Origin of the sequence: Kutzneria kofuensis (assembly GCF_014203355.1) — a bacterium.
Taxonomy (GTDB): domain Bacteria; phylum Actinomycetota; class Actinomycetes; order Mycobacteriales; family Pseudonocardiaceae; genus Kutzneria; species Kutzneria kofuensis.
Window position 1 is genome coordinate 2,398,697 of sequence record NZ_JACHIR010000001.1, and the last position, 19,432, is coordinate 2,418,128.

Consider the following 19,432-nt stretch of genomic DNA (forward strand, 5'->3'; position numbering starts at 1 on the left):
GTATGAGCCGTCCTCGTGCTTCAGCTCCGGCCAATGCGAGGACAACTCACCCTCATGGCGGTGCGGGCGAGTGCGGCATTCGTCGTAAGGGCAACCATTCATACGCGAGCGGTTCTGGCGTGGAGCCAGTAAATTCGGGTAGCGGGAAACTCGAGAGGCCGCCAGGTCGCGACCGCGGTTGGGGCCGTTTTTCCCCGAAATTCGGTCACAAGGAGTCGATGGCCGCCGGTAACTTCCTGCCAGACAGCTTGCTGCACAGACGGCAGGTGGCGAACGGCGGCGATCTCCACACAGAATGGGTGCCACAAGTCCTTCGCCGGCGTCGAGACCACCGAGCACCTTGGCCGCCACCTGCCACGCCTCGCGCAGTTCGTCCATCGAGTCGACCTGGGCGGTCAGCGCGCTGCCGCCACCCCGGATCGGCTTGAGCACCGCCGGAAAGCCCACCTTGCGCGCGGCGACGTCGAGATCGCTCTCCTGCCGCACCGGGTGGAACCGGGGGCAGGGCACGCCGTCCTCGGTCAACGCGACCCGCTGCAGGTACTTGTTGGTCAGGCGTTCCACCGTCGCGGTGGAGTTGAACGGCAGCCCCAGCTCCTCCCCCACCGCCGCGCCGACCCGCAGCGAGCTCTCGGAGAACGTCAGCATGCCGTCGAACGGATCCCGGACGTGCGTCGCGCTGGCGGCGGTGAGCAGCGTGCTGTCGGAGGTCACCGCCAGCGCCCGGCCGGACTCCGCCATGATCGACACGTCGCGGTCCGGCTTGCTCAGGTCACGCTCGTCGTACAGCCAGGTCAGCCGGGCCACCGGCGCCAGGCTCGGCGCCAGCAGCATCGGGCTCGGGCCGCCGATGCCGGCGATCACCAGCAGGTGGGGACGCTCGTCTGTGTCCACGGCAGGGTTTCCTTCTCGCTCGGTGCGTCAGCTGCGGACGAGGGCGAATCCCTCGCCGCGGACCAGTTCCGGCAGGTCCGGCGCCTCCTCGATGCCGGCCACCGTGTCGGCCAGCACCTCGCCGGCGATGGTGGCCGAGCCGGCGAGCAGCTCGGCGTCGACCCACAGCCGGATCCGGTCCTGGATGCCCAGCCCCGCGTCCCGGCGGGCGACCTGGATGTGCCGGATGACCGCCCGCTGCCGGCCGGCCAGGGCCAGTTCCTCGTCGATGGTGGTGTCCAGGGCGACGGTGACGCCGGCGTCGGCGGCGATCTTCCAGCCGCCGTGCAGCACGTCGTCGATGACAACCTCGTCCGCCGCGACGGTGACCAGCTCGCCGCCGACGTCCAGCTGCACCGACTGCCCGTCGCGCAGCTTGGTCACCACGGCCGGGTCGTCGACCGCCGCGATGGCCTTGGCCACCTCGTTGACCACGCCGCGGTGGCGCGGGCCGAGCACCTTCCAGTTGGCCTTGAGCTGGTGGCTGATCGGCAGCCGGGCCTGGTCGCCGATGGTCAGCTCGACCACGTTGAGCTCGTCCAGCGCGATCTCCCGGATCTGCTCGGACCAGCCGGAGACGCCGGCCACCACGGCGGCCCGCAGCGGCTGCCGGCCGGCCACGCCCAGGTCCCGACGGGCCGAGCGGCCCAGCGAGCTGGCCTGGCGGACGGCGGCCATCTGCTCCTCCAGCTCGTCGTCGACGAACCGTTCGGGCCGGTGCGCCGGCCAGTCCGCCAGGTGCACCGACGTCGCCGCGTCGCCACGCAGCTCCCGGATCACGCCCTCGGCGACGAACGGGCAGAACGGCGCCATCAGCACCGCCAGCGTCTCCAGCGCGTGCGCCAACGTCTCCAGCGCGGCGCGGTCGCCCTCCCAGAAGCGGCGGCGGTTGCGCCGCACGTACCAGTTGGACAGCTCGTCGATGAAGTCGGCGATGCGCTTGACGGCCAGGTGCGCGGCGTAGTTCTCCAGGTCGTCGGTGACCGCGCCGATCAGCCGGTGCAGCCGGGACAGCAGCCACCGGTCGATCACGCTGTCGCTGACGAAGCCCTCGGTCGGCGTGAAGTCGACCAGTTCCGCGTAGCGGCGGTGGAAGGACACCACGTTCCACAGCGTGTGCAGGTCGCGGCGGATGCGCTGGTCGATCGCTTCGAAGGAGACCCGGCGGGCGCCCCAGGGCGCGCCGGCGGACAGCAGGTACCAGCGGATGCCGTCCGCGCCGTACTCCGGCAGCAGCTCCAGCGGGTCGATGACGTTGCCCAGCGACTTGGACATCTTGCGGCCGTCGTCGTCGACGAGATGCCCGAGGCACACCACGTTCTTGAACGGGCTGCCGCCGAACACCAGTGTGTTGGCCGCCAGCAGCGAGTAGAACCAGCCCCGGGTCTGGTCGATGGCCTCGCACACGAAGTCGGCCGGGAAGTTCTGCTCGAACCGGCCGGGGTTGTGCGCGGGGTGCCACCACTGCGCGGCCGGCATGCAGCCGGAGTCCAGCCACACGTCGCACACCGAGGCGACCCGGGTGGCCGGCTCACCGCAGTCGGGGCACGGAAAACGCACCTCGTCGATCTCCGGCCGGTGCAGCGACAGTCCACTTTGGTCGGAGCCGGTCAGCTTGGTCAGGCGACGAACATCGACCGGTGCGTCACCTCCCGGTAGACGCCGGGCTGGCCGAGCTCGTGCGAGGACAACGCCGTCGCGCAGCGGGTGCAGTAGGGCACGACTTTGCTGCCCTCGAAGACCAGATCCTGATCCCACATCTGTTTGATCTGCCACCACACCGATTCCAGGAACCCGTCGTCCATGGTCCGGTAGGCGTTGTCGAAGTCGACCCAGTAGCCGATACGGGAGAACACCTGCTCGAAGGTGGCGATGTTGCCGTCGACCAGTTCGCGGCACTTGCGCACGAAGTCGGCGACGCCGTACTCCTCGATGTCCCGCTTGTTCTTCAGCCCGAGACTGCGCTCCACGGCGATCTCGACCGGCAGGCCCTGGCAGTCCCAGCCGCCCTTGCGTTCCACCCGCTTGCCGCGCAGCGTCTGGAATCGCGCGTAGACGTCCTTGTACGTGCTGGTCCACACGTGGTGCAGCGCGGGCGCGCCGTTCACGGTGGGCGGGCCCTCGTAGGTGACCCACCGCGGGCCGTCGACGTTGCGGCGCGCGAATGCGCTGGGAATGTCCGACCGCCGCCAGAACTCGAGTACCTCGGATTCCAGTGATGGCAGATGCAGCGGCCCGCTCATTGCGGCTCCCGTCGAGATGGTGCGAAGCATTGTTGAGAAGGAGTGTAGCGACTTCTCGTCTCGATGGAGAACTGCCCCGACTATTGTGTAGAGATTCCCAAGAAACGCCGAGGTGACAATTTTATCGGGATTCCGGCACGGATTCGGTGGGCCGAACGGGTGCGGAGCCGGCCGAGACTGAACACCCGTTCAGCTTCCTGAACGATTTGACGGTCGGCCCCGGCCGGGTCGAGCCTGGCCGGGTGGACGCCAGCGACGACCTCAAGGCGCGGGCCCGGATCCGGGACGCGGCGATACTGCGCTTCGGCCGGGACGGATTCGCGGCGGCGCCGGTGCGGCGGATCGCCGCGGACGCGCGGGTGTCGGCGGCGCTGGTGGTGCACCACTTCGGGTCCAAGCAGGGGCTGATCGAGGCGTGCGACGCCCACGCGATGGCGATCGCGAGGCAGGCGCGGCACGCCGAGGGAGCCGGGCCGATGCTGAGCTACCTGGCGCGGGCCATGGTGGAGCGGCCGGCGGAGACGGCGGCGATGTTCGACGAGATGGTCGCCGTGACGGAGCGGACGCTGGCCGACCGGGGCGCGCGGCCGGCGGCGGATCCGAGGCTGCGGGCGGTGGTCCTGGTCTGCATGGAACTGGGCGGATTCGCACTGCACGACCAACTCGGCCGCCACCTCGGCGTGGACCCGTTCGGCCCGGACGGCATGGCCCGTCTGGGCAAGGCGATGGGCGAGCTGCTGCTGGGTGGCCTGTTCGACGGGGAGAAACCGTGAACTCTCTTGAACGAGCGTTTCGAATGGACGACGAGACCTGGCGCCGGCACGCGAATCCGTGGAGCGTGTGGACCCGGTTCGCGGCGATTCCGGTGCTGCTGCTGGCGGTCTGGAGCCGGGACTGGATCGGCTGGTGGTGCCTGGCGCCGCTGGCGGCGGTGGTGCTGTGGCTGTTCGTGAACCCCGGCGCGTTCCCACCCGTCGACAATCCGACGAGCTGGGCGGCGCGGGGCATCTACGGCGAGCGGATGTGGCTGCGACACCGGGAATCGCTGGGCCCGGAGAACCGGCGGGTGTTGCGGCTGCTGGCGATTCCGGGGGTCGTGGGCATCGCGATGGTGGCGTGGGGCCTGATCGCGCTGGACGTCTGGCCGACGGTCTTCGGCGCCACGCTGGTGGTGCTGGCGCAGCTGTGGCGCATCGACCGGCTGACCCGCGTGTACGACGACGCCCACGGCCGGACCGTATAGCCTGCTGTACCCGGCTTCGGGTGCGCGCGGGAATGACCTCGGCCGCACCGGCTGGTGTGCTCTCCCGGTGACAATCACCGAAACCGCCCCCGGACTTCGGGGCAGCATCCGCCGCCGCCCGCTGACCTGGTTCTTCGTGCTGGCCAACCTGCTGAGCTGGGCCGCGTGGACGCCGTACATCCTGTCCGAGAACGGCTTGGGACTGCTGCACTTCAGCTTCCCGAGCCTGCTCGGCACCAGCCAGCTCGCCGGCGTCCTGCCCGGCGCCTACCTCGGCCCGATCTTCTCGGCGTACCTCGTCACGGCGGTCGCCGACGGCCGGCCGGGGCTGCGCCGCTGGGTGGGGCGACTGGCCAACTGGCGGGTCAGTTGGCGTTGGTACGTGGGCGTTGTCGTCGCCGTGCCGGCCGTGCTGACCATCGCCTCGGTGGCTTTGTCGGATCAGAACCCGGCGCTGCCGGCGGTTGCGACGCTGGCCGCGTACGTGCCCGGCCTCGTGCTGCAGATGATCACCACCGGCCTGGCCGAGGAGCCGGGCTGGCGCGACTTCGCCCTGCCCCGCCTGCAAAGTCGCTTCGGCCCGTTGGGCGGCACGCTGGTCCTCGGTCCGCTGTGGGGTGTCTGGCACCTCCCGCTGTTCTTCTCCGAGTGGGGCAACTGGCCCCACTGGACCTGGCTGACGCCGGTCGAGTTCGTCGCCACCTGCGTCACGTTCAGCATCATCATGACCTGGGTGTTCAACCGGACCGGGGAGAGCCTGCCGATCGCGATGCTGTTGCACACCAGCGTGAACAACTTCTTCTCGATCGCCTGGTCCGAGATGTTCCCGTCGCTGCCGATCCAGGCCACCTCGCACGCGTTCCTGCTCGGCTCCGGCACGATCGCGCTCGTGCTGCTGGTCGTGACCCGCGGCCGTCTCGGCTATCGGGCGCCGGTGGCCTTGAGGTAGCGCAACACCGCCGTGACGCGCCGATCGGCACTGTCGGTCGGCGCGAGATCCAGTTTCGCGAAGATGCTGCGAATGTGCTTGTGCACGGCCCCGTCCGTGACCACCAGCCGCTCGGCGATGGCGCTGTTGCCCAGTCCCTCGGCCATCAGCGCCAGCACGTCGCGTTCACGGGCGCTCAGCCGCTCCAACCGCTTGTCCGGACGGGTGCGGACCATCAGCTGGGCCACAACCTCGGGGTCGATCGCCGTGCCGCCGCCGGCCACCCGCCGCAGCGCGTCCAGGAACTCCTCGACCCGGCCGACGCGCTCCTTGAGCAGGTAGCCGAGCCCGGAACCGCCCGTGGTGAACAGCTCGGTGGCGAACGCCTGCTCCACGTACGCCGACAACACCAGCACCGCCAGCTCCGGCCTCCTTCGCCGCGCCTCCACCGCCGCCACGATCCCCTCGTCGGTGTGGGTCGGCGGCATCCGAACGTCCACAATGGCCACATCGGGCCCGTGCTCGCCCACGGCGGCGAGGAAGTCCGCGGCATTGGCCACGGTCGCCACCACGTCGATGCCCTCGGCCTTGAGCAGCAACGCGAGGCCCTCGCGCAGCAACGAGTCGTCTTCGGCGATCACAATCCGCATGGCAGGCTCACAGTCACCACAGTAGGTCCCCCGACGGGACTGGTCAGCTCGAACACGCCGTCGTGCGCCTCGACGCGGCGGCGGATCCCGGTCAATCCGGAGCCGCCGTGCTCGTCGGCACCGCCGGCTCCGTCGTCGGTGATCTCCACGCACAGCCGGTCCTCCCGGCGGCGGAGGGAAACCGTGGCGGCGGTGGCCTGACTGTGCCGGGCGACGTTGGTGAGCGCCTCGGCCACCACGAAGTACGCCGTCGCCTCGACGGAAACGGCGCAGCGGTCGGGCATGTCGGTGTCGAGGCGGCAACTCACCGGGCAGGCGGCGGCCAACGCGGTGAGGGCGTCGGGCAGGCTGCGGTCGGCCAGCACCGGCGGCAGGATGCTGCGGACGACCCCGCGCAACTCGGCGAGCGCCTGCTCGGCGGCGTCCTGCGCGCGGTCGAGAATCTCCTTGCTGGCGGCCGGGTCCCGGGTCAGCGCCCGTTGCGCCGCACCGATCAGCACGGTGACGGCGACGAGCCGGTTCTGTGTGCCGTCGTGCAGCGACCGCTCGATCCGCCGCAGCTCGGCGGCGTGCGCGTCCAGGGCGGCCGCGCGGGTGGCGGTCAGCTGGGCCACGCGCAGCGCCAGGTCGGCGTCGGGATCGGGCGACAGCAGGCGAATTCCCGGCCACGCCTGCAACCACGCCATCGGCGGCAGCACCACCACCGTGATCACCAGCGCCGCGATGCCGATCAGGAAGACCAGGAACGCGCCGGGCCAGTCGGTCACGGCGAAGAACCCCTGCGCCGGCGTGGCCGCCCCGGGCGGGACCAGCCGCCACCACAGCGGGAACGAGGCGTCGTGCAGGACGTCGATCGGCAGTGTCAGCGCGGCCGCGCCGAGCAGAAAGCCGACCGTGGCGTGGCCGACCAGCCAGCCGAGTTCCCGGCGCACCGCGGGTTCGGCCAGGGCGTCACGCGGCCGGGCCGGCAGCGGCTCCGGGCTGATGATCTCCCGTCCCCAGCGGGACAGCCGGCCGCGCTCCCGGTCCGCGACCGCGCGCACCATCCGCAGCGCCGCCGGCAGCAGCAGGATGCCGACGCCGACCAGGCACAGCGCCGCCGTGGCGAGCAGCCACGCCAGCGCCGCCAGCGCGAACAGCCCGGTGCCGAGGCCGCCGGCGAGGTGTTCGAGCGCGTCCAGCACGGCACGGGCCCGACCGACCACGTATCGGGTGGACATGCCCCGGACGATAGGCCACCCGCCGGGGCGGCAGCCACGCCGAACGGCCAGAAGTACAGCCTGCTGTACCTCGGACTCTCCCGGCCGCTGGATCGCCCGGCGCACCCCGGATTCCTAGGGTCGTGCCATGACCAAAACCCGTCCCGTCCTCTGGGTCCTGCTCGTGATCAGCGCCGTTGGCAACGTCGTGACGTCCGCTTCCGGCCAGAACGTCCTCATCGGCATCGGTTTCGGGGTGCTCACGCTGGCGTTCGGCGGAGCCCTGGTCGCTCACCACTACCGGAATCGGCGTGGTTGACGCGCCCCCGGCACGGCAGTTGACGCGCCTGTCCGCCCCTCGTACATTGACTCGCTGGTGTAAACGTTTTCATCGCCGCCGCCGCGCCGACAGATCCGATGCGAATGGAAGGTGCGGGCTGTGGCCAGAACGAGCCTTGCCAGACTGGCCGCCGCGGTGGTGGCGGCGCTTGCCGTCGTCACCGCGGCCGCGGGTCAGGCCTCGGCGGCGGACACGTTGCTGTCGCAGGGAAAACCCGTCGTGGCGTCCTCATCCGGCGGCTGCTGCCAGCCGGCCAACGCCGTCGACGGCAACACCGCGACCCGGTGGGCCAGCGCGGCGAACGTCGATCCGTCCTGGATCTACGTCGACCTCGGCGCCCCCTACGCCGTCGACCGGGTGCAGCTGACCTGGGACGCCTCGTGCGCGAAGGCGTACCGGGTCGAGGTCTCCCCCGACACGACCAACTGGACCGCGATCTACACGACCACCGCCGGCAAGGGCGGCGTGGAGAACCTCACCGGACTGTCCGGAACCGGTCGGTACGTCCGGGTGTACGGCACCACGCGGTGCCGTACCGACGCCAGCAAGGGCTACTCGCTCGACGAGTTCCAGGTCTACGGCAGCGGCGGCGACCCCACGCCGCCGACCCCGCCGGGCACGCCGACCCTGGTGAGCGACACGCCGAGCAGCGCCACCATCCAGTGGCCGGCCTCGACCGACAACGTCGGCGTCACCGGCTACGACATCTACCACGACGGGCAGCTGTGCGCGCAGGTCGACGGGACCACGCTGACCGGCACCTGCACCGGCCTGAACCCCGCCACCAACTACGGCTTCTACGTCAACGCCCGCGACGCCGCCGGCAACGTCTCGCAGCCCAGCCCCACGCTGTCGATCACCACGCCGCCGTCGGACGACCACCAGCCGCCGACCGCGCCGACCAACGTGCACACCACCTCGGTCACCAGCACCAGCATCGGCCTGGCCTGGACGGCGTCCACGGACAACGTCGGCGTCACCGGCTACACGGTCTACAACCTGGTCAACGGCTCGCCGGTCGCGATCGGCGCCTCCAACGGCGCCTCCCCCAGCGCGCAGCTGAGCGCCCTGACGCCGAACACGACGTATCACCTGCAGGTCACCGCCTCCGACGCGAACAAGAACGTCAGCCCGCCGTCGCCCGCGCTGGACGTGACCACGTCCAGCGGCTCCTGCACCCAGCCGGTCTGCACCGTCACCCAGGTCGGCGCCAGTGACGACGTGGTGTGGGGCCTGGTCACGCTGCCGGACGGCACAATCCTGTTCAACGAGCGGGACGTGCACGACATCGTGCACCTGAACCCCAGGACCGGGGCCAAGAAGGTCATCGGCACGGTGCCGAACGTGCAGAGCACCGACGGCGAGGGCGGCCTGACCGGCCTGGAGATCAACCCGGTCAGCTTCGGCGCCGACCACTGGCTCTACATCATGCACACTTCGCCGTCGGACAACCGGATCGTGCGCATCAAGTACGACCCCAACGCCGACAGCCTGCAGACGTCCACCGAGCAGATCCTGGTCACCGGCATCGCCCGCAACAAGTACCACAACGGCGGCCGGCTGCGGTTCAGCCCCGATGGCAAGTACCTGTACGCCGGCACCGGCGACGCGCAGAACGGCGACAACGCGCAGAACACCAGCAGCCTGAACGGGAAGGTGCTGCGGATCAACCCGGACGGCAGCATCCCCGCGGACAACCCGTTCCACAACGCCGTCTGGAGCTTCGGGCACCGCAACGTGCAGGGGCTGGCGTTCGACTCGCAGGGCCGGCTGTGGGAGCAGGAGTTCGGCAACAGCGTGATGGACGAGACGAACCTGATCGTGAAGGGCGGCAACTACGGCTGGCCGTCCTGCGAGGGAACGTCCGGCAGCTGTGGCAATTCCGCCTACATCAAGCCCAAGCACACCTATCCGGTCGCGCAGGGCTCGTGCAGCGGCATCACCATCGTGCGTGACGTGCTCTACGTGGCCTGCGAACGCGGAACCCGGCTCTACCGCGAGGTGATCAGCGGCGACAGCCTGACCAACGTGCAGGTGTTCTTCGACGGCACCTACGGCCGGCTGCGCACCGTCGAGCCCGCACCCGACGGCGGCATCTGGCTGACCACCTCCAACAACGGCGACAAGGACAGCACCCCGCACAACAGCAACGACCAGATCTTCCACGTGTCGCTGGGAAGCTAGAGCGCCGCGTCGACCGCTTCGCCGAGACTGTCCACGATGGACATTCCGGCGAAGTGGTCGCGGGCGTGCAGGGCGTCCCGGCCCGCGTGGTAGAGCCGGAACTGCGTGCCACACTCCCGTGCGGCGACGGCGTCGTCGACGCTGTCGCCCACGAGGAGCACAGTGGACGGATCGAACCCGAGCTCGTCGAGCTGCCGGCGCAGATGCGGGGCCTTGCGGCCACGCTCGCCGTCCCGCAACCCGTCTACCGCGGCGAAGAAGCCGGCGATGCCGGTCCTCTGCACCAACGGCATCAGTTCGTCGTGCGGATACATCGACAGCAGCGACTGCGTGCGACCCGCACCCTGCCAGCGCTGCAACGACGTCAGGGCGTCGTGTGTCAACGGAATGGTGTCGCGTCGCTTCACGTACGCGGTTTGGAAGTGCACCGCGAGCGCCGCCTGCTCGGCGTCGGACAGCTCCCGGCCGGCCAACCGGTTGTAGAACAGCGGAATCGGCTGCGCGTGGTGCCGCTGGTACAGCTCGCGCGTGACGGCCGGCAGCCCGGCGGCGTGGAACGCCTCGATGGTGGACTCGATCAGCGCGGCGCCGTCGCCGAACAGCGTGCCGTTCCAGTCCCAGACGATGTGCTCCACAATCATGTTCCCCCCGAACGGTCCCGGTCAGTATATTGGCGTCACGTGCTCACCCGTCGCCTGACCGCCGTGCTCGCCGCCACATGCGCCGTCACGTCGTCGAACATCTACCTGATCCAGCCGGTGCTCGGGCAGGTGGCCGCCGACCTGCGGATAGGCGAGGGCACCGCCGGCATCGTGCCGACCGCCACCCAGCTCGGCTACGCGGCGGGCATCCTGCTGCTGGTGCCGCTGGGCGACATCCGCAATCGCCGCCCGCTGATCCTGTCCATGATGGCGGCGACCACTCTCGCGCTGGCCGGGGCGGCGCTGGCGCCGTCGGTGGGCTGGCTCGCCGCGGCCGGGTTCGCGATCGGCCTGCTCACCCCGATTCCGCAGGTGGTGCTGCCGCTCGGGGTGGCGCTGGCCGGCGGCGAGCGCAGCGGTCACGTGGTCGGCATCCTGCAGGGCGGTCTCCTGGTCGGGTTGCTGGCGTCACGCGCGTACGCCGGCGCGATCGGGCAGGTGCTCGGCTGGCGGCAGGTCTATTGGTGCTCGGTGGCGATGATGGTGATCGTCGGCCTTGTCCTGGTGCGCACGCTGCCCAGCGCGCCGCCGCATTCGTCGATGAGCTATCCGGCGGTGGTGCGGTCGCTGCCGAGGTTGTTGCTGGGCAACCGGATCGTGCTCGGGGTGTGCGCGGCCGGCGTGGTCGTCGGCGCCGCCTTCGGCACGTTCTGGAACACGTTGTCGTTCGTTTTGCTGCACGAGTTCGACCTCGGCCCGGCGATCGTCGGCCTGTTCGGGCTGGTCGCGGCGGCCAGCGCGCTCACGTCGCCGCTGGCCGGCCGGCTCACGGACCGGTTCGGTCCCCGTCTCGGCCAGTTCACGCTGGTCGGTCTCGTGCTGCTGGCCTGGGTGGCGCTGGCCGTCGGTCCACAGTGGATCGGCTGGTTCGTCATCGGCACGGTCCTGCTGGATGTCGGCGTCTGGGGCAACCAGGTGGTGAACCAGGCCGTTCTGTTCGGTTTGGACAGTGCCCACCACAACCGGTTGAACACGCTGTACTTCTTCACCCGGTTCCTCGGCATCGCCGCCGGATCCGCGTTCGGTGCGCAGCTCTGGGACGCGTGGGGGTGGTCCGCGGTCGCCGCCCTCGGGCTGCTCGCCTCGGCCGTCGGGCTGCCGGCCGCCGTGCTGGCCGCGCCGAGGTCAGAGCGCCAGCACGCGGGATAGCCGGTCCTGCCACCAGGTCAGGCGGTCGCCGGTCATCTCGTACCGCTGCAACAGCTCCGGATCCGGGGTCGGCGGCTTCGCCGGCACCGGCAGGTATCCGTCCACCACCCGGAACGAATCCCGCACGACGTCGCCCTTGAGCAGCGACAAAGTCCCCAGCCCGCAGGCGAAACCCAGCTCCGGCAACGCTCCCGCGAGGGCCAGCTGCGCCGCCAGGCCGACGCTCGTCTCCAGCGCCGACGACACCACCACCGGCAGGCCCGCCGCCTCCGCCACCCGCATCGCCCGCCGCACGCCGCCCAGCGGCGTGCACTTGATCACCGCCACGTCGGCCGCCTGCGTGACGTCCACGGACAGCGGATCCTCCGCCCGCCGGATCGACTCGTCCGCCGCGATCCGCACGTCCACCCTGCGCCGCACCGCCACCAGCTCCTCGATCGTGCGGCACGGCTGCTCCACGTACTCCAGCCCGCCGGCGGCCCGATCCAGTCGCCGGATGTGCCGCACCGCCGTGTCCACGTCCCACACCGCGTTCGCGTCGACGCGGATCGCGCCCTGGGGGCCGAGCGCGTCCCGGACCGCCTCCAGCCGGGCGATGTCCTCGGCCAGCGACTCCGGGTGGTCCGCCACCTTCACCTTCGCCGTGCCGCACCCCGACTTCGCCACGATCTCGTGTGCCCGCGCCGGCTCCACCACCGGCACCGTGCAGTTGATCGGGATCCGGTCCCGCACCGGCTCCGGCCACCCCTGCGTGCACTGCTCCACCGCCGTCGCCAGCCACGTGGCCGCCACCGCGTCGTCGTAGTCGTCGAACGGGCAGAACTCGCCCCACCCGTTCGGGCCGCGCAGCACCGCCCCTTCCCGCACGGTGATCCCCCGGAACCGGGTCGTCATCGGGATCGCGAAAAACCGCACGTCGTCGAAGGCTGCCACGGTTCCACCTTAACGTTTCGAACGCGTGAGCGGATTCACCGGCCGGAATGGGGGACGCGCCGGATTCCGGGAATCGGCGCGGCTCTATGATCGCCGGCGTGACCGCTTACCACGATTTCGATCCGTTCCAGGACATGGAGGTCGACGCGCTGCCCGAGCGGCAGGTGCGGATCCTGGCCACCATCAAGGAGTGGGTGGTCGAGTACGGCTATGCGCCGAGCACGCGGGAGATCGGCGAGCGGGTCGGCCTGAAGTCCACCTCCTCGGTGTCGAAACACCTCGCCGCCCTCGAGGAGAAGGGCTACCTGCGGCGCAGCGCCTCGGTGTCGCGGCCGATCGACGTGCGGGACTTCCTGCGCGGCAACGGCAAGGCCCGGGAGCACGGCGACGGCGCGGTGAGCGTGCCGGTCGTCGGCGACATCGCCGCCGGTATTCCGATCACCGCCGAGGAACACGTCGACGACATTCTGACGCTGCCTCGGGAACTCACCGGCCGCGGCACCGTATTCGGCCTTCGGGTGCGCGGCGACTCGATGGTCGACGCCGCGATCTGCGACGGCGACATCGTGATCATCCGCAAGCAGCAGGAGGCCCATTCCGGCCAGATCGTGGCCGCGATGATCGACGGTGAAGCCACCGTGAAGGTCTATCGCAAGCAAAACGGCCACGTGTATCTGGAACCGCGGAATCCGGCCTACGACGTCATCGACGGCGACCGCGCGGAAGTGCTGGGCGTCGTGGCGTCGGTGCTGCGCAGCGTTTAACGCCCGGGGCCGCGGCCGTATTTGAGAAGGTTGCCGTCGGCGTCGAAGGCGGACAGCTGCACCACGCTGGCGGCGTTGATGTCCTCGGCGTCGTACTTCGGCGCCGCCCAGAAGACGGTGACGTTGAGCTCGGGCACGGGCTGGCTGAGCACCGACAGCGTGTCCCCCTCGTACGTGGCCTTGAACTGCCGCACCGGCCCGATGAAGTAGCCGAACAGCGGGAGGAAGCTGCGCGGGTGGCCGGTGGTGACGCCGTGGAAGCCGTCGCCGGTGAAGTCGGCGTCGTCGGCCGACACGGACGTGAGCGTGCCGTCGGCGGCCTTGTGCGCCAGGACCAGCTGGTACCTGGCGGCGCCGCTGGCATCGCGAACGTGCGCGAAGTACAGCACGGCGTGGCCCTCGTGGTCGACGACGCCGGTGTCGACCACCGACCCGACCGGCGCCATGCCGATCGTCACCGCATGCGGTGCGGCCACGGTGATGGTGGTCGGGGCCTGGGAATCACGGTAGATCCGGACACCGATCACGCTGCCGGCGACGATCACCAGAGCCAGCACCGCGGCGGCCCCGGTGAGCAGCCGGCGCCGGGCCCGCCGGCGGCCGCCCAGCCGCATGACCCGCTCGACGTCCACGGGGGCGAAGTGCTGGGCGGGCTGGGCCATGGCCTCCCGAAGCCGGTCGATGTCGCTCACGACACACGCTCCACGAGCTCCTCGGACACCCGCATCTTGGCCAGCGCCCGCGACGCCGTGCTCTTCACGGTGCCGACCGACACGTTCAGCTCGGCGGCGACGTCGGCCTCGGACAGGTCCCAGAAGTGCCGGAGCACGACGATGGCCCGCTCTCGGGCCGTCAATCGAGCCAGCGCCCGCATCAACCACTCCTGAACCGCCAACCCGTCGGCGAAGTCGTCCGGGATCGACCGTTCGGGCATCTCTTCGGTGGCGTCCTCCCGGAACGGCCGCCGCCAGCGGTCGATGACCAGGTTGGCGAGAACCTTGCGGGCGTAGGCGAAGGGGTCCTGGCGGCGGATGCGGGACCACACGGTGTAGACCCGCACCAGCACCGTCTGCACGTCGTCCTCGGCCTGGTGCCGGTCGCCGGTCAGCAGGTAGGCCGCGTGCTGCAGCCGAGCCGTGCTGGCCCGCACGAACTCCACGAACTCGGCGTCACCTCTGGCCATGCCAGCTCCGACGCCCGACGGCCGCGGAGGGTTGCCTCAACCTTTTGCGACCGTCACTCGTCGACCCTGACATGACCACCACGATAAGGGTTGCCGTGGCACTGCTCGGCGGGGCGCTGCTCGCCGGCTGCGGCGCCGCCCCCTCGGCGGCCCCCACGACCGGCACGTCGTCGGCGGCGGCCCCGACGCAGGCCGGCCCGGACACGAACACGCCGGAGGGCCGGGCCGAGGCGGACTCGATCAAGTCCGAGAACCTGATGGCCGACTGCATGAAGGCCGCCGGTTTCCAGTACGTGCCGCATCCGCAGCACTACACCCAGTCGGCCGGCAACGTCGCCGGCAAGGATCCGGCGACCGTCCCGTACGACGTGCTGAAGACGTACCGGCAGAAGTACGGCTACGGCAGCAACTACGCCTCGGACGTCTACCCGAACGACCCGAACGTGGTCCCGCCCTACACCCCCGCGGCGAACCCGAACAACGCCATCCGCGACGCGCTGGACCCGGCCCGCAAGCAGGCCTACGACCTGGCCTACGACGGCGGCGCCCGCGAGCAGTTCGAGTCCGGGAGCAAGAAGCCGGACATCCGCACCGGCGGCTGCGTCGCCAAGGTCAACCAGCAGATCGGCAACACCGGCGGCCCCAAGACGACCACGGATCCGGCGGCGGAGGCGGCAGCGGCCCAGGCGCAGCAGCAGTTCCAGACCGACCCGACGGTGCTCAGCGCCGCCCAGGCGTACGGCAGCTGCCTGCAGCAGCACGGCTACACGGTGCCGAGCACCAAGCCCGGCGTGATCGAACGCACCCTGGAGCAACTGGTGCAGCAGGAGCACACCGACCACCCGGTCGCCGACAAGAAGCAGGGCCTGAGCAAGGAGATCCAGACCTCCCTGGACGACCTGGAGTGCGGCAAGGCCTACGAGGCGGCGGCGAAGCCGTTCGTGGAGAAGCTGCTTCAGGTCGGGGTCGGCTGATGACGCCGAGGCGGGTCATGCTGCTGGTGGTCGGCGTGGCGCTGGCGACCGGCGCGGCCGGCTGGGCGGTCGGCGCGCAGATCACCTCGCCGGCCGACGCCGCCGCCGCGCACCAGCCGCCGCCCGCGTCGCTGATCACGGTGGCGGTGGCGAAACAGGCGCTGGCCAGCAAGATCACCGCCCAGGGCACGGTCAGCTACACCGGCGCGATCCCGGTGACGTTGACCGGCACGGTCGGCGGGGCAGCCACCCAGCTGGTGACCCGGGCCCCGTCGGTGGGCGCGACCGTGGGGCCCGGTGAGCGGCTGCTCGAAGTCAGCGGAAGGCCGGTCTTCCTGCTGCCGGGCTCGGTTCCGATGTACCGGACGCTGACCGACGGCATGAAGGGCGATGACGTCAAGCAGCTGCAGCAGGCGCTGACGACGCTCGGTTTCGGGCACCTGTCCGGCGGCACGTTCGACGTGGCGACGCAGATCCAGGTCAAGCGCTGGTACGAGCACGCGGGCTACGAACCGCAGGCCGAGGACAACAAGGTGACCGTGCCGTCGGGCGAGATCCTGTTCCTGCCAACGCTTCCGGTACGGGTGGACACGGTGACGACCCGGGCCGGCGCGACCGCGTCCGGACCGATCGGCACCGTCACCAACAGCACGGTGAACATCCAGAGCACGCTGCCGTCGGCCGACGCGCAGTTCGTGCGCGCCGGCATGAAAGCCACGCTCACGCTGCCGGACGGCACGACCATGGCGGCGAAGGTGGACGCGATCGGCAAGGACGCGGCGCCGCCGCCCACCGATCAACCCGTCCAACCCAGTGGCCAGCAACAACAACCGCAGCAGCAACAGTCCACTTCGGACGCCGTGCCGATGCGGCTGGTCGCTCAGGACCCGGCCGCGCTCGCGGCGTACGCGAACAAGGCGGCGAAGATCGACATCGAGGTCGGCAAGACCAACGGCGACGTGCTGGTGGTGCCGGTGGCCGCGGTCGCGACCAGCCAGGACGGCGCGACCCGGGTGCAGGTGCAGCGCAAGGACGGTCGACTGCAGGACGTGCCGGTGCGGCTCGGCCTGACCGCGAACGGCCTGGTCGAGGTGTCGGGGACCGGTCTGGCCGAGGGCGACCGAGTGGTGGTGGGCAGCAAGTGACCGACCTGGTCATCCGGCTGGACGGCGTGAGCCGCGTGTTCCCGGCCGACCCGCCGGTGCACGCGCTCGTGGACGTCCAGCTGACCGTGCGGCGCGGCGAGTACGTGTCGATCGTCGGCGCGTCCGGCTCCGGCAAGTCGACCCTGCTGAACACGTTGGGGCTGCTGGACCGGCCGACCTCCGGCAGCTATCAGCTCGACGGCGTCGAGACGTCAGGGCTCCGCGACCGTGAGCGGACGGCCCTGCGTGGCAGCCGGATCGGCTTCGTCTTCCAGTCGTTCCACCTGCTCGCCTACCGCAGCGCGGCCGACAACGTGGCCATGGCCGAGTTGTACGGGAAGGCGGATCGCAAACACCGGCTGGAGCGAGCCGAGCAGGCGCTGGAACGGGTGGGGCTGGCGCACCGCAAGGGTTTCCGGCCGGATCGGCTCTCCGGCGGCGAGCGCCAGCGGGTCGCGATCGCCCGGGCGCTGTTGGGCCGGCCGGCGCTGCTGCTGTGCGACGAACCGACCGGAAACCTCGACCGCGCCAACACTCTCGGCGTGCTGGACCTGTTCGACGAGCTGGCGGCGCAGGGCGTCACGCTGGTCGTGATCACCCACGACGAGCAGGTCAGCAGCCGCGCGCAGCGGCGGGTGCGGATCGAGGACGGCCGGCTGTGCGACTGATCGATCTCGGCGACGAGGCACTGGCCGGCGTCGCCTCGCGGCCGGTGCGGACCGCCCTGACCATGCTCGGCACCTTCATCGGCATCACCACGTTGGTGATCACGCTCGGCGTGTCGGCCACCGCCGGCAACCAGATCGCCGGCCGGTTCGACGCGGTCAGCGCGACCGGCGTCACGGTTTCCGTGCCCTCCGCCCCGAATCCCGGCGGGCCGCCGCTGGTGTCGTGGTCCGGCCTCGCGGATCTGGTGCGGCTCAACGGGGTCCACGCGGCGGCGTCCATCTCCGAGCTGGACAACACCGGCAACCCCTCGGTGCGGGCCAACGAGTTGCACGACCCGAACACCGTCAGCGACCGCGCGCTGCCGGTCGTCGCCGCGACGGCCGGGCTGCCCGAGGTGGTGAACGCTGCCCTGGCCCAGGGCCGGTTCTTCGACGACGGGCACGTCAAGCGGCACGACCGGGTGGCCGTTCTCGGGGCCACGGCGGCCAAGCTGCTCGGCATCACACGGGTCGACGACCAGCCGGCGGTGTTCGTCAACGGCCAGGCCTTCACGGTGATCGGCGTCCTCGGCTCGTCCGGGCTGGACCTGGACCACGCCCTGGACGCGTCGGTGATCCTGCCGTACACCTCGGCCGCGGACCGGCTCAAGATCGGCGCCCCGACGAAGGTCCTGATACGCACCGATCTCGGTGCGGCGCCGCTGGTCGCCAAGCAGGCGCCGGTCGCCTTGAGCCCCAACGACCACGGGCAGCTGCAGGTGCTGGCGCCGCCGGACCCGGCGACCCTGCGCGGCGGCGTCGAGCACGACGTGAACGGACTCTTCGTGGTGCTGGGCCTGGTGTCGCTGGTGGTCGGCGCGATCGGCATCGCCAACGTCACGCTGGTGACGGTGATGGAACGCATCGGCGAGATCGGCCTGCGCCGCTCGCTGGGCGCCCGCCGCCGGCACATCGCCGCCCAGTTCCTGGTGGAATCCGGCACGGTCGGGCTGATCGGCGGCGTGATCGGCACCAGCGCCGGCATCGTCGCGGTGGTGGTGATCTCCGCGCTGAACGGTTGGACGCCGGTGCTCGACCTGTCGCTGGCGGCGGGCGCCCCGGTGGCCGGCGCGCTGGTCGGGCTGCTCGCCGGGCTCTACCCGGCGCTACGGGCGGCCCGACTCGAGCCGGTGGACGCGCTGCGATCGGGGACCTAGAAGTGTGGTGAGAGCTTGAGGATCCGCCGCCGGGCGAGCGGACGGACCAGTGGCAGAACGAGCCGGGCCGCCAGCGCGGGCCGGGAGCACTCGACGACGTACGCCATGATCTCGTCGAAGCTGTGCCGCTGGAACCGTAGAACCCGTTGGCTCTCCTCGGTGTCCAGCCAGTCGGTGCAGTACGGCTCGGTGCTGAACGCGGAGTCGGGCAGCGCGCCGAGCCCGAACGCGTCCAGCGCCCGGCCGAGCATGTCCCGGTAGCGGACCTGACAGCTGGGGCCGCCCCCGATCAGCCAGGTGCCGCCCCAGATGTCGGCGGCGACACCGTTGGCGACGGCCAGCCCGGCGTCGTCCCGGTGCACCAGCTCGATCCGGTTGTCCAGCGGGATGGCGAACATGATCGGGTGCGGCCGGCGGGCCTCGTCGGGCGGCACGTCGGCGAAGCGGTAGATCGCCCACGGCCGCGGCGACTGCCGGACCAGCTCCTCGCAGCGGATCTTGTGCCCGGAGTACTCGTCGGTCCGCGCCACCGGATCGTCCACCCGGCGCGGCGGGTCGAGGTGCTGGGTGGGTCCGTAGACGTCCAAGGTGGACGCGAACAGGATGCGGGAGTTGTGGCGTGCCACCGCGTCCAGCACGTTCCCCGTGCCGCCGACGTTGACGTCACGGGCGGTCTGAGGGTCCTCGGCGACCTGCGGTGGGATCAGGCCGGCCAGGTGCACCACCACGTCCTGGTCGCGGACGGCCCGCTGCACCGCGTCGGCGTCGCGGATGTCGGCCCACACCACGTTGGTCGCGCCGCGCGCCCGCCGGAGGTTGGCCTTGCTCGGCACGTCGAAGCAGCGCACCTCATGCCCCTGACGGCGCAGCTGCGCCACCGCGCTCGACCCGATGTTGCCGAACGCCCCTGTGACCAGCACCCGCATGCCACGGCATTGTGCTCGCGGCCCGCGTCACCCGACAGCGACCAAATGGATAGCACGAGTTGGTTCCATTAGC

The 19,432-nt window shown here is 70.8% G+C and carries 20 protein-coding genes; 11 read left to right on the plus strand and 9 right to left on the minus strand.

Translation table 11 applies throughout. From position 1 onward, the window contains the following. Nucleotides 1-921 precede the first annotated feature (921 nt). On the minus strand, nt 922-2,493 hold the full coding sequence (locus BJ998_RS11015) for a class I tRNA ligase family protein (RefSeq protein WP_184860868.1): 1,572 nt from the start codon (nt 2,491-2,493) through the stop codon (nt 922-924). A 59-nt stretch (nt 2,494-2,552) separates the two neighbouring features. Then, nucleotides 2,553-3,176, minus strand: coding sequence for a class I tRNA ligase family protein (locus BJ998_RS11020; protein ID WP_184860869.1), 624 nt, complete (start codon nt 3,174-3,176; stop codon nt 2,553-2,555). A gap of 242 nt (nt 3,177-3,418) precedes the next feature. On the opposite strand from BJ998_RS11020, the gene BJ998_RS48565 reads away from it, so the two are divergent. From BJ998_RS48565 to BJ998_RS11035, 3 genes are all read left to right on the plus strand, one after another. Continuing rightward, nucleotides 3,419-3,949 (plus strand): TetR/AcrR family transcriptional regulator, encoded by a 531-nt coding sequence (locus BJ998_RS48565; RefSeq protein WP_184860871.1) that lies wholly within the window; start codon nt 3,419-3,421, stop codon nt 3,947-3,949. After that, on the plus strand, nt 3,946-4,419 hold the full coding sequence (locus tag BJ998_RS11030; protein ID WP_312890043.1) for a DUF6653 family protein: 474 nt from the start codon (nt 3,946-3,948) through the stop codon (nt 4,417-4,419). The genes BJ998_RS48565 and BJ998_RS11030 overlap by 4 nt, the downstream gene beginning before the upstream one ends. Nucleotides 4,420-4,486: 67 nt before the next feature. Then, entirely contained in the window at nt 4,487-5,368 is an 882-nt protein-coding gene (locus tag BJ998_RS11035; protein ID WP_312890044.1) for a CPBP family intramembrane glutamic endopeptidase, read from the plus strand. Here BJ998_RS11035 and BJ998_RS11040 read toward each other — a convergent pair. Both BJ998_RS11040 and BJ998_RS11045 read right to left on the minus strand, forming a co-directional pair. Beyond that, a complete protein-coding gene (locus BJ998_RS11040) occupies nt 5,341-5,997 on the minus strand; it encodes a response regulator (RefSeq protein WP_184860875.1) in 657 nt (218 codons plus the stop codon). The two genes, BJ998_RS11035 and BJ998_RS11040, sit on opposite strands and share 28 nt — an antisense overlap. Next, entirely contained in the window at nt 5,985-7,217 is a 1,233-nt protein-coding gene (locus tag BJ998_RS11045) for a sensor histidine kinase (protein WP_184860877.1), read from the minus strand. The genes BJ998_RS11040 and BJ998_RS11045 overlap by 13 nt, the downstream gene beginning before the upstream one ends. Before the next feature lie 127 nt (nt 7,218-7,344). Here BJ998_RS11045 and BJ998_RS11050 point away from each other — a divergent pair, with 127 nt between their 5' ends. Beyond that, nucleotides 7,345-7,515, plus strand: coding sequence for a hypothetical protein (locus tag BJ998_RS11050; protein ID WP_184860880.1), 171 nt, complete (start codon nt 7,345-7,347; stop codon nt 7,513-7,515). Nucleotides 7,516-7,635: 120 nt separating this feature from the next. Next, nucleotides 7,636-9,720 (plus strand): PQQ-dependent sugar dehydrogenase, encoded by a 2,085-nt coding sequence (locus BJ998_RS11055; RefSeq protein ID WP_376775856.1) that lies wholly within the window; start codon nt 7,636-7,638, stop codon nt 9,718-9,720. Here the strand turns inward: BJ998_RS11055 and BJ998_RS11060 are convergent. Continuing rightward, a complete protein-coding gene (locus BJ998_RS11060) occupies nt 9,717-10,355 on the minus strand; it encodes an HAD family hydrolase (RefSeq protein ID WP_184860884.1) in 639 nt (212 codons plus the stop codon). The genes BJ998_RS11055 and BJ998_RS11060 overlap by 4 nt on opposite strands. 45 nt (nt 10,356-10,400) lie before the next feature. Between BJ998_RS11060 and BJ998_RS11065 the strand changes: the two genes are divergently transcribed. Beyond that, nucleotides 10,401-11,570: an MFS transporter gene (locus BJ998_RS11065; protein ID WP_184860886.1), complete on the plus strand. Its 1,170-nt coding sequence runs from the start codon at nt 10,401-10,403 to the stop codon at nt 11,568-11,570. On the opposite strand, the gene BJ998_RS11070 is transcribed toward BJ998_RS11065, so the two are convergent. Next, nucleotides 11,547-12,464, minus strand: a complete 918-nt coding sequence (locus BJ998_RS11070) for an o-succinylbenzoate synthase (RefSeq protein ID WP_184868584.1) — start codon at nt 12,462-12,464, stop codon at nt 11,547-11,549. The genes BJ998_RS11065 and BJ998_RS11070 overlap by 24 nt on opposite strands. Nucleotides 12,465-12,601: 137 nt before the next feature. Between BJ998_RS11070 and lexA the strand changes: the two genes are divergently transcribed. Continuing rightward, nucleotides 12,602-13,267 carry a transcriptional repressor LexA gene (gene lexA / locus BJ998_RS11075; protein WP_184860888.1) on the plus strand — a complete coding sequence of 222 codons (666 nt, stop codon included), beginning with the start codon at nt 12,602-12,604 and terminating at the stop codon, nt 13,265-13,267. On the opposite strand, the gene BJ998_RS11080 is transcribed toward lexA, so the two are convergent. Together BJ998_RS11080 and BJ998_RS11085 are read right to left on the minus strand one after the other, a co-directional pair. Beyond that, a complete protein-coding gene (locus tag BJ998_RS11080) occupies nt 13,264-13,959 on the minus strand; it encodes a hypothetical protein (RefSeq protein ID WP_184860890.1) in 696 nt (231 codons plus the stop codon). The genes lexA and BJ998_RS11080 overlap by 4 nt on opposite strands. Then, nucleotides 13,956-14,450 (minus strand): SigE family RNA polymerase sigma factor, encoded by a 495-nt coding sequence (locus BJ998_RS11085; protein ID WP_184860892.1) that lies wholly within the window; start codon nt 14,448-14,450, stop codon nt 13,956-13,958. Before BJ998_RS11085 ends, BJ998_RS11080 begins: the two co-directional genes overlap by 4 nt. Nucleotides 14,451-14,521: 71 nt before the next feature. Between BJ998_RS11085 and BJ998_RS11090 the strand changes: the two genes are divergently transcribed. The 4 genes from BJ998_RS11090 to BJ998_RS11105 are packed head-to-tail and all read left to right on the plus strand — an operon-like array spanning nt 14,522 to nt 18,433. Next, on the plus strand, nt 14,522-15,424 hold the full coding sequence (locus BJ998_RS11090) for a hypothetical protein (RefSeq protein WP_184860894.1): 903 nt from the start codon (nt 14,522-14,524) through the stop codon (nt 15,422-15,424). Further along, nucleotides 15,424-16,569 carry a hypothetical protein gene (locus tag BJ998_RS11095; protein ID WP_184860896.1) on the plus strand — a complete coding sequence of 382 codons (1,146 nt, stop codon included), beginning with the start codon at nt 15,424-15,426 and terminating at the stop codon, nt 16,567-16,569. The genes BJ998_RS11090 and BJ998_RS11095 overlap by 1 nt, the downstream gene beginning before the upstream one ends. Continuing rightward, on the plus strand, nt 16,566-17,237 hold the full coding sequence (locus BJ998_RS11100) for an ABC transporter ATP-binding protein (RefSeq protein ID WP_184860897.1): 672 nt from the start codon (nt 16,566-16,568) through the stop codon (nt 17,235-17,237). Before BJ998_RS11095 ends, BJ998_RS11100 begins: the two co-directional genes overlap by 4 nt. Further along, entirely contained in the window at nt 17,228-18,433 is a 1,206-nt protein-coding gene (locus BJ998_RS11105) for an ABC transporter permease (protein ID WP_221337963.1), read from the plus strand. The genes BJ998_RS11100 and BJ998_RS11105 overlap by 10 nt, the downstream gene beginning before the upstream one ends. On the opposite strand, the gene BJ998_RS11110 is transcribed toward BJ998_RS11105, so the two are convergent. After that, nucleotides 18,430-19,359, minus strand: coding sequence for an NAD-dependent epimerase/dehydratase family protein (locus tag BJ998_RS11110; protein ID WP_184860899.1), 930 nt, complete (start codon nt 19,357-19,359; stop codon nt 18,430-18,432). The genes BJ998_RS11105 and BJ998_RS11110 overlap by 4 nt on opposite strands. Nucleotides 19,360-19,432 lie beyond the last annotated feature (73 nt).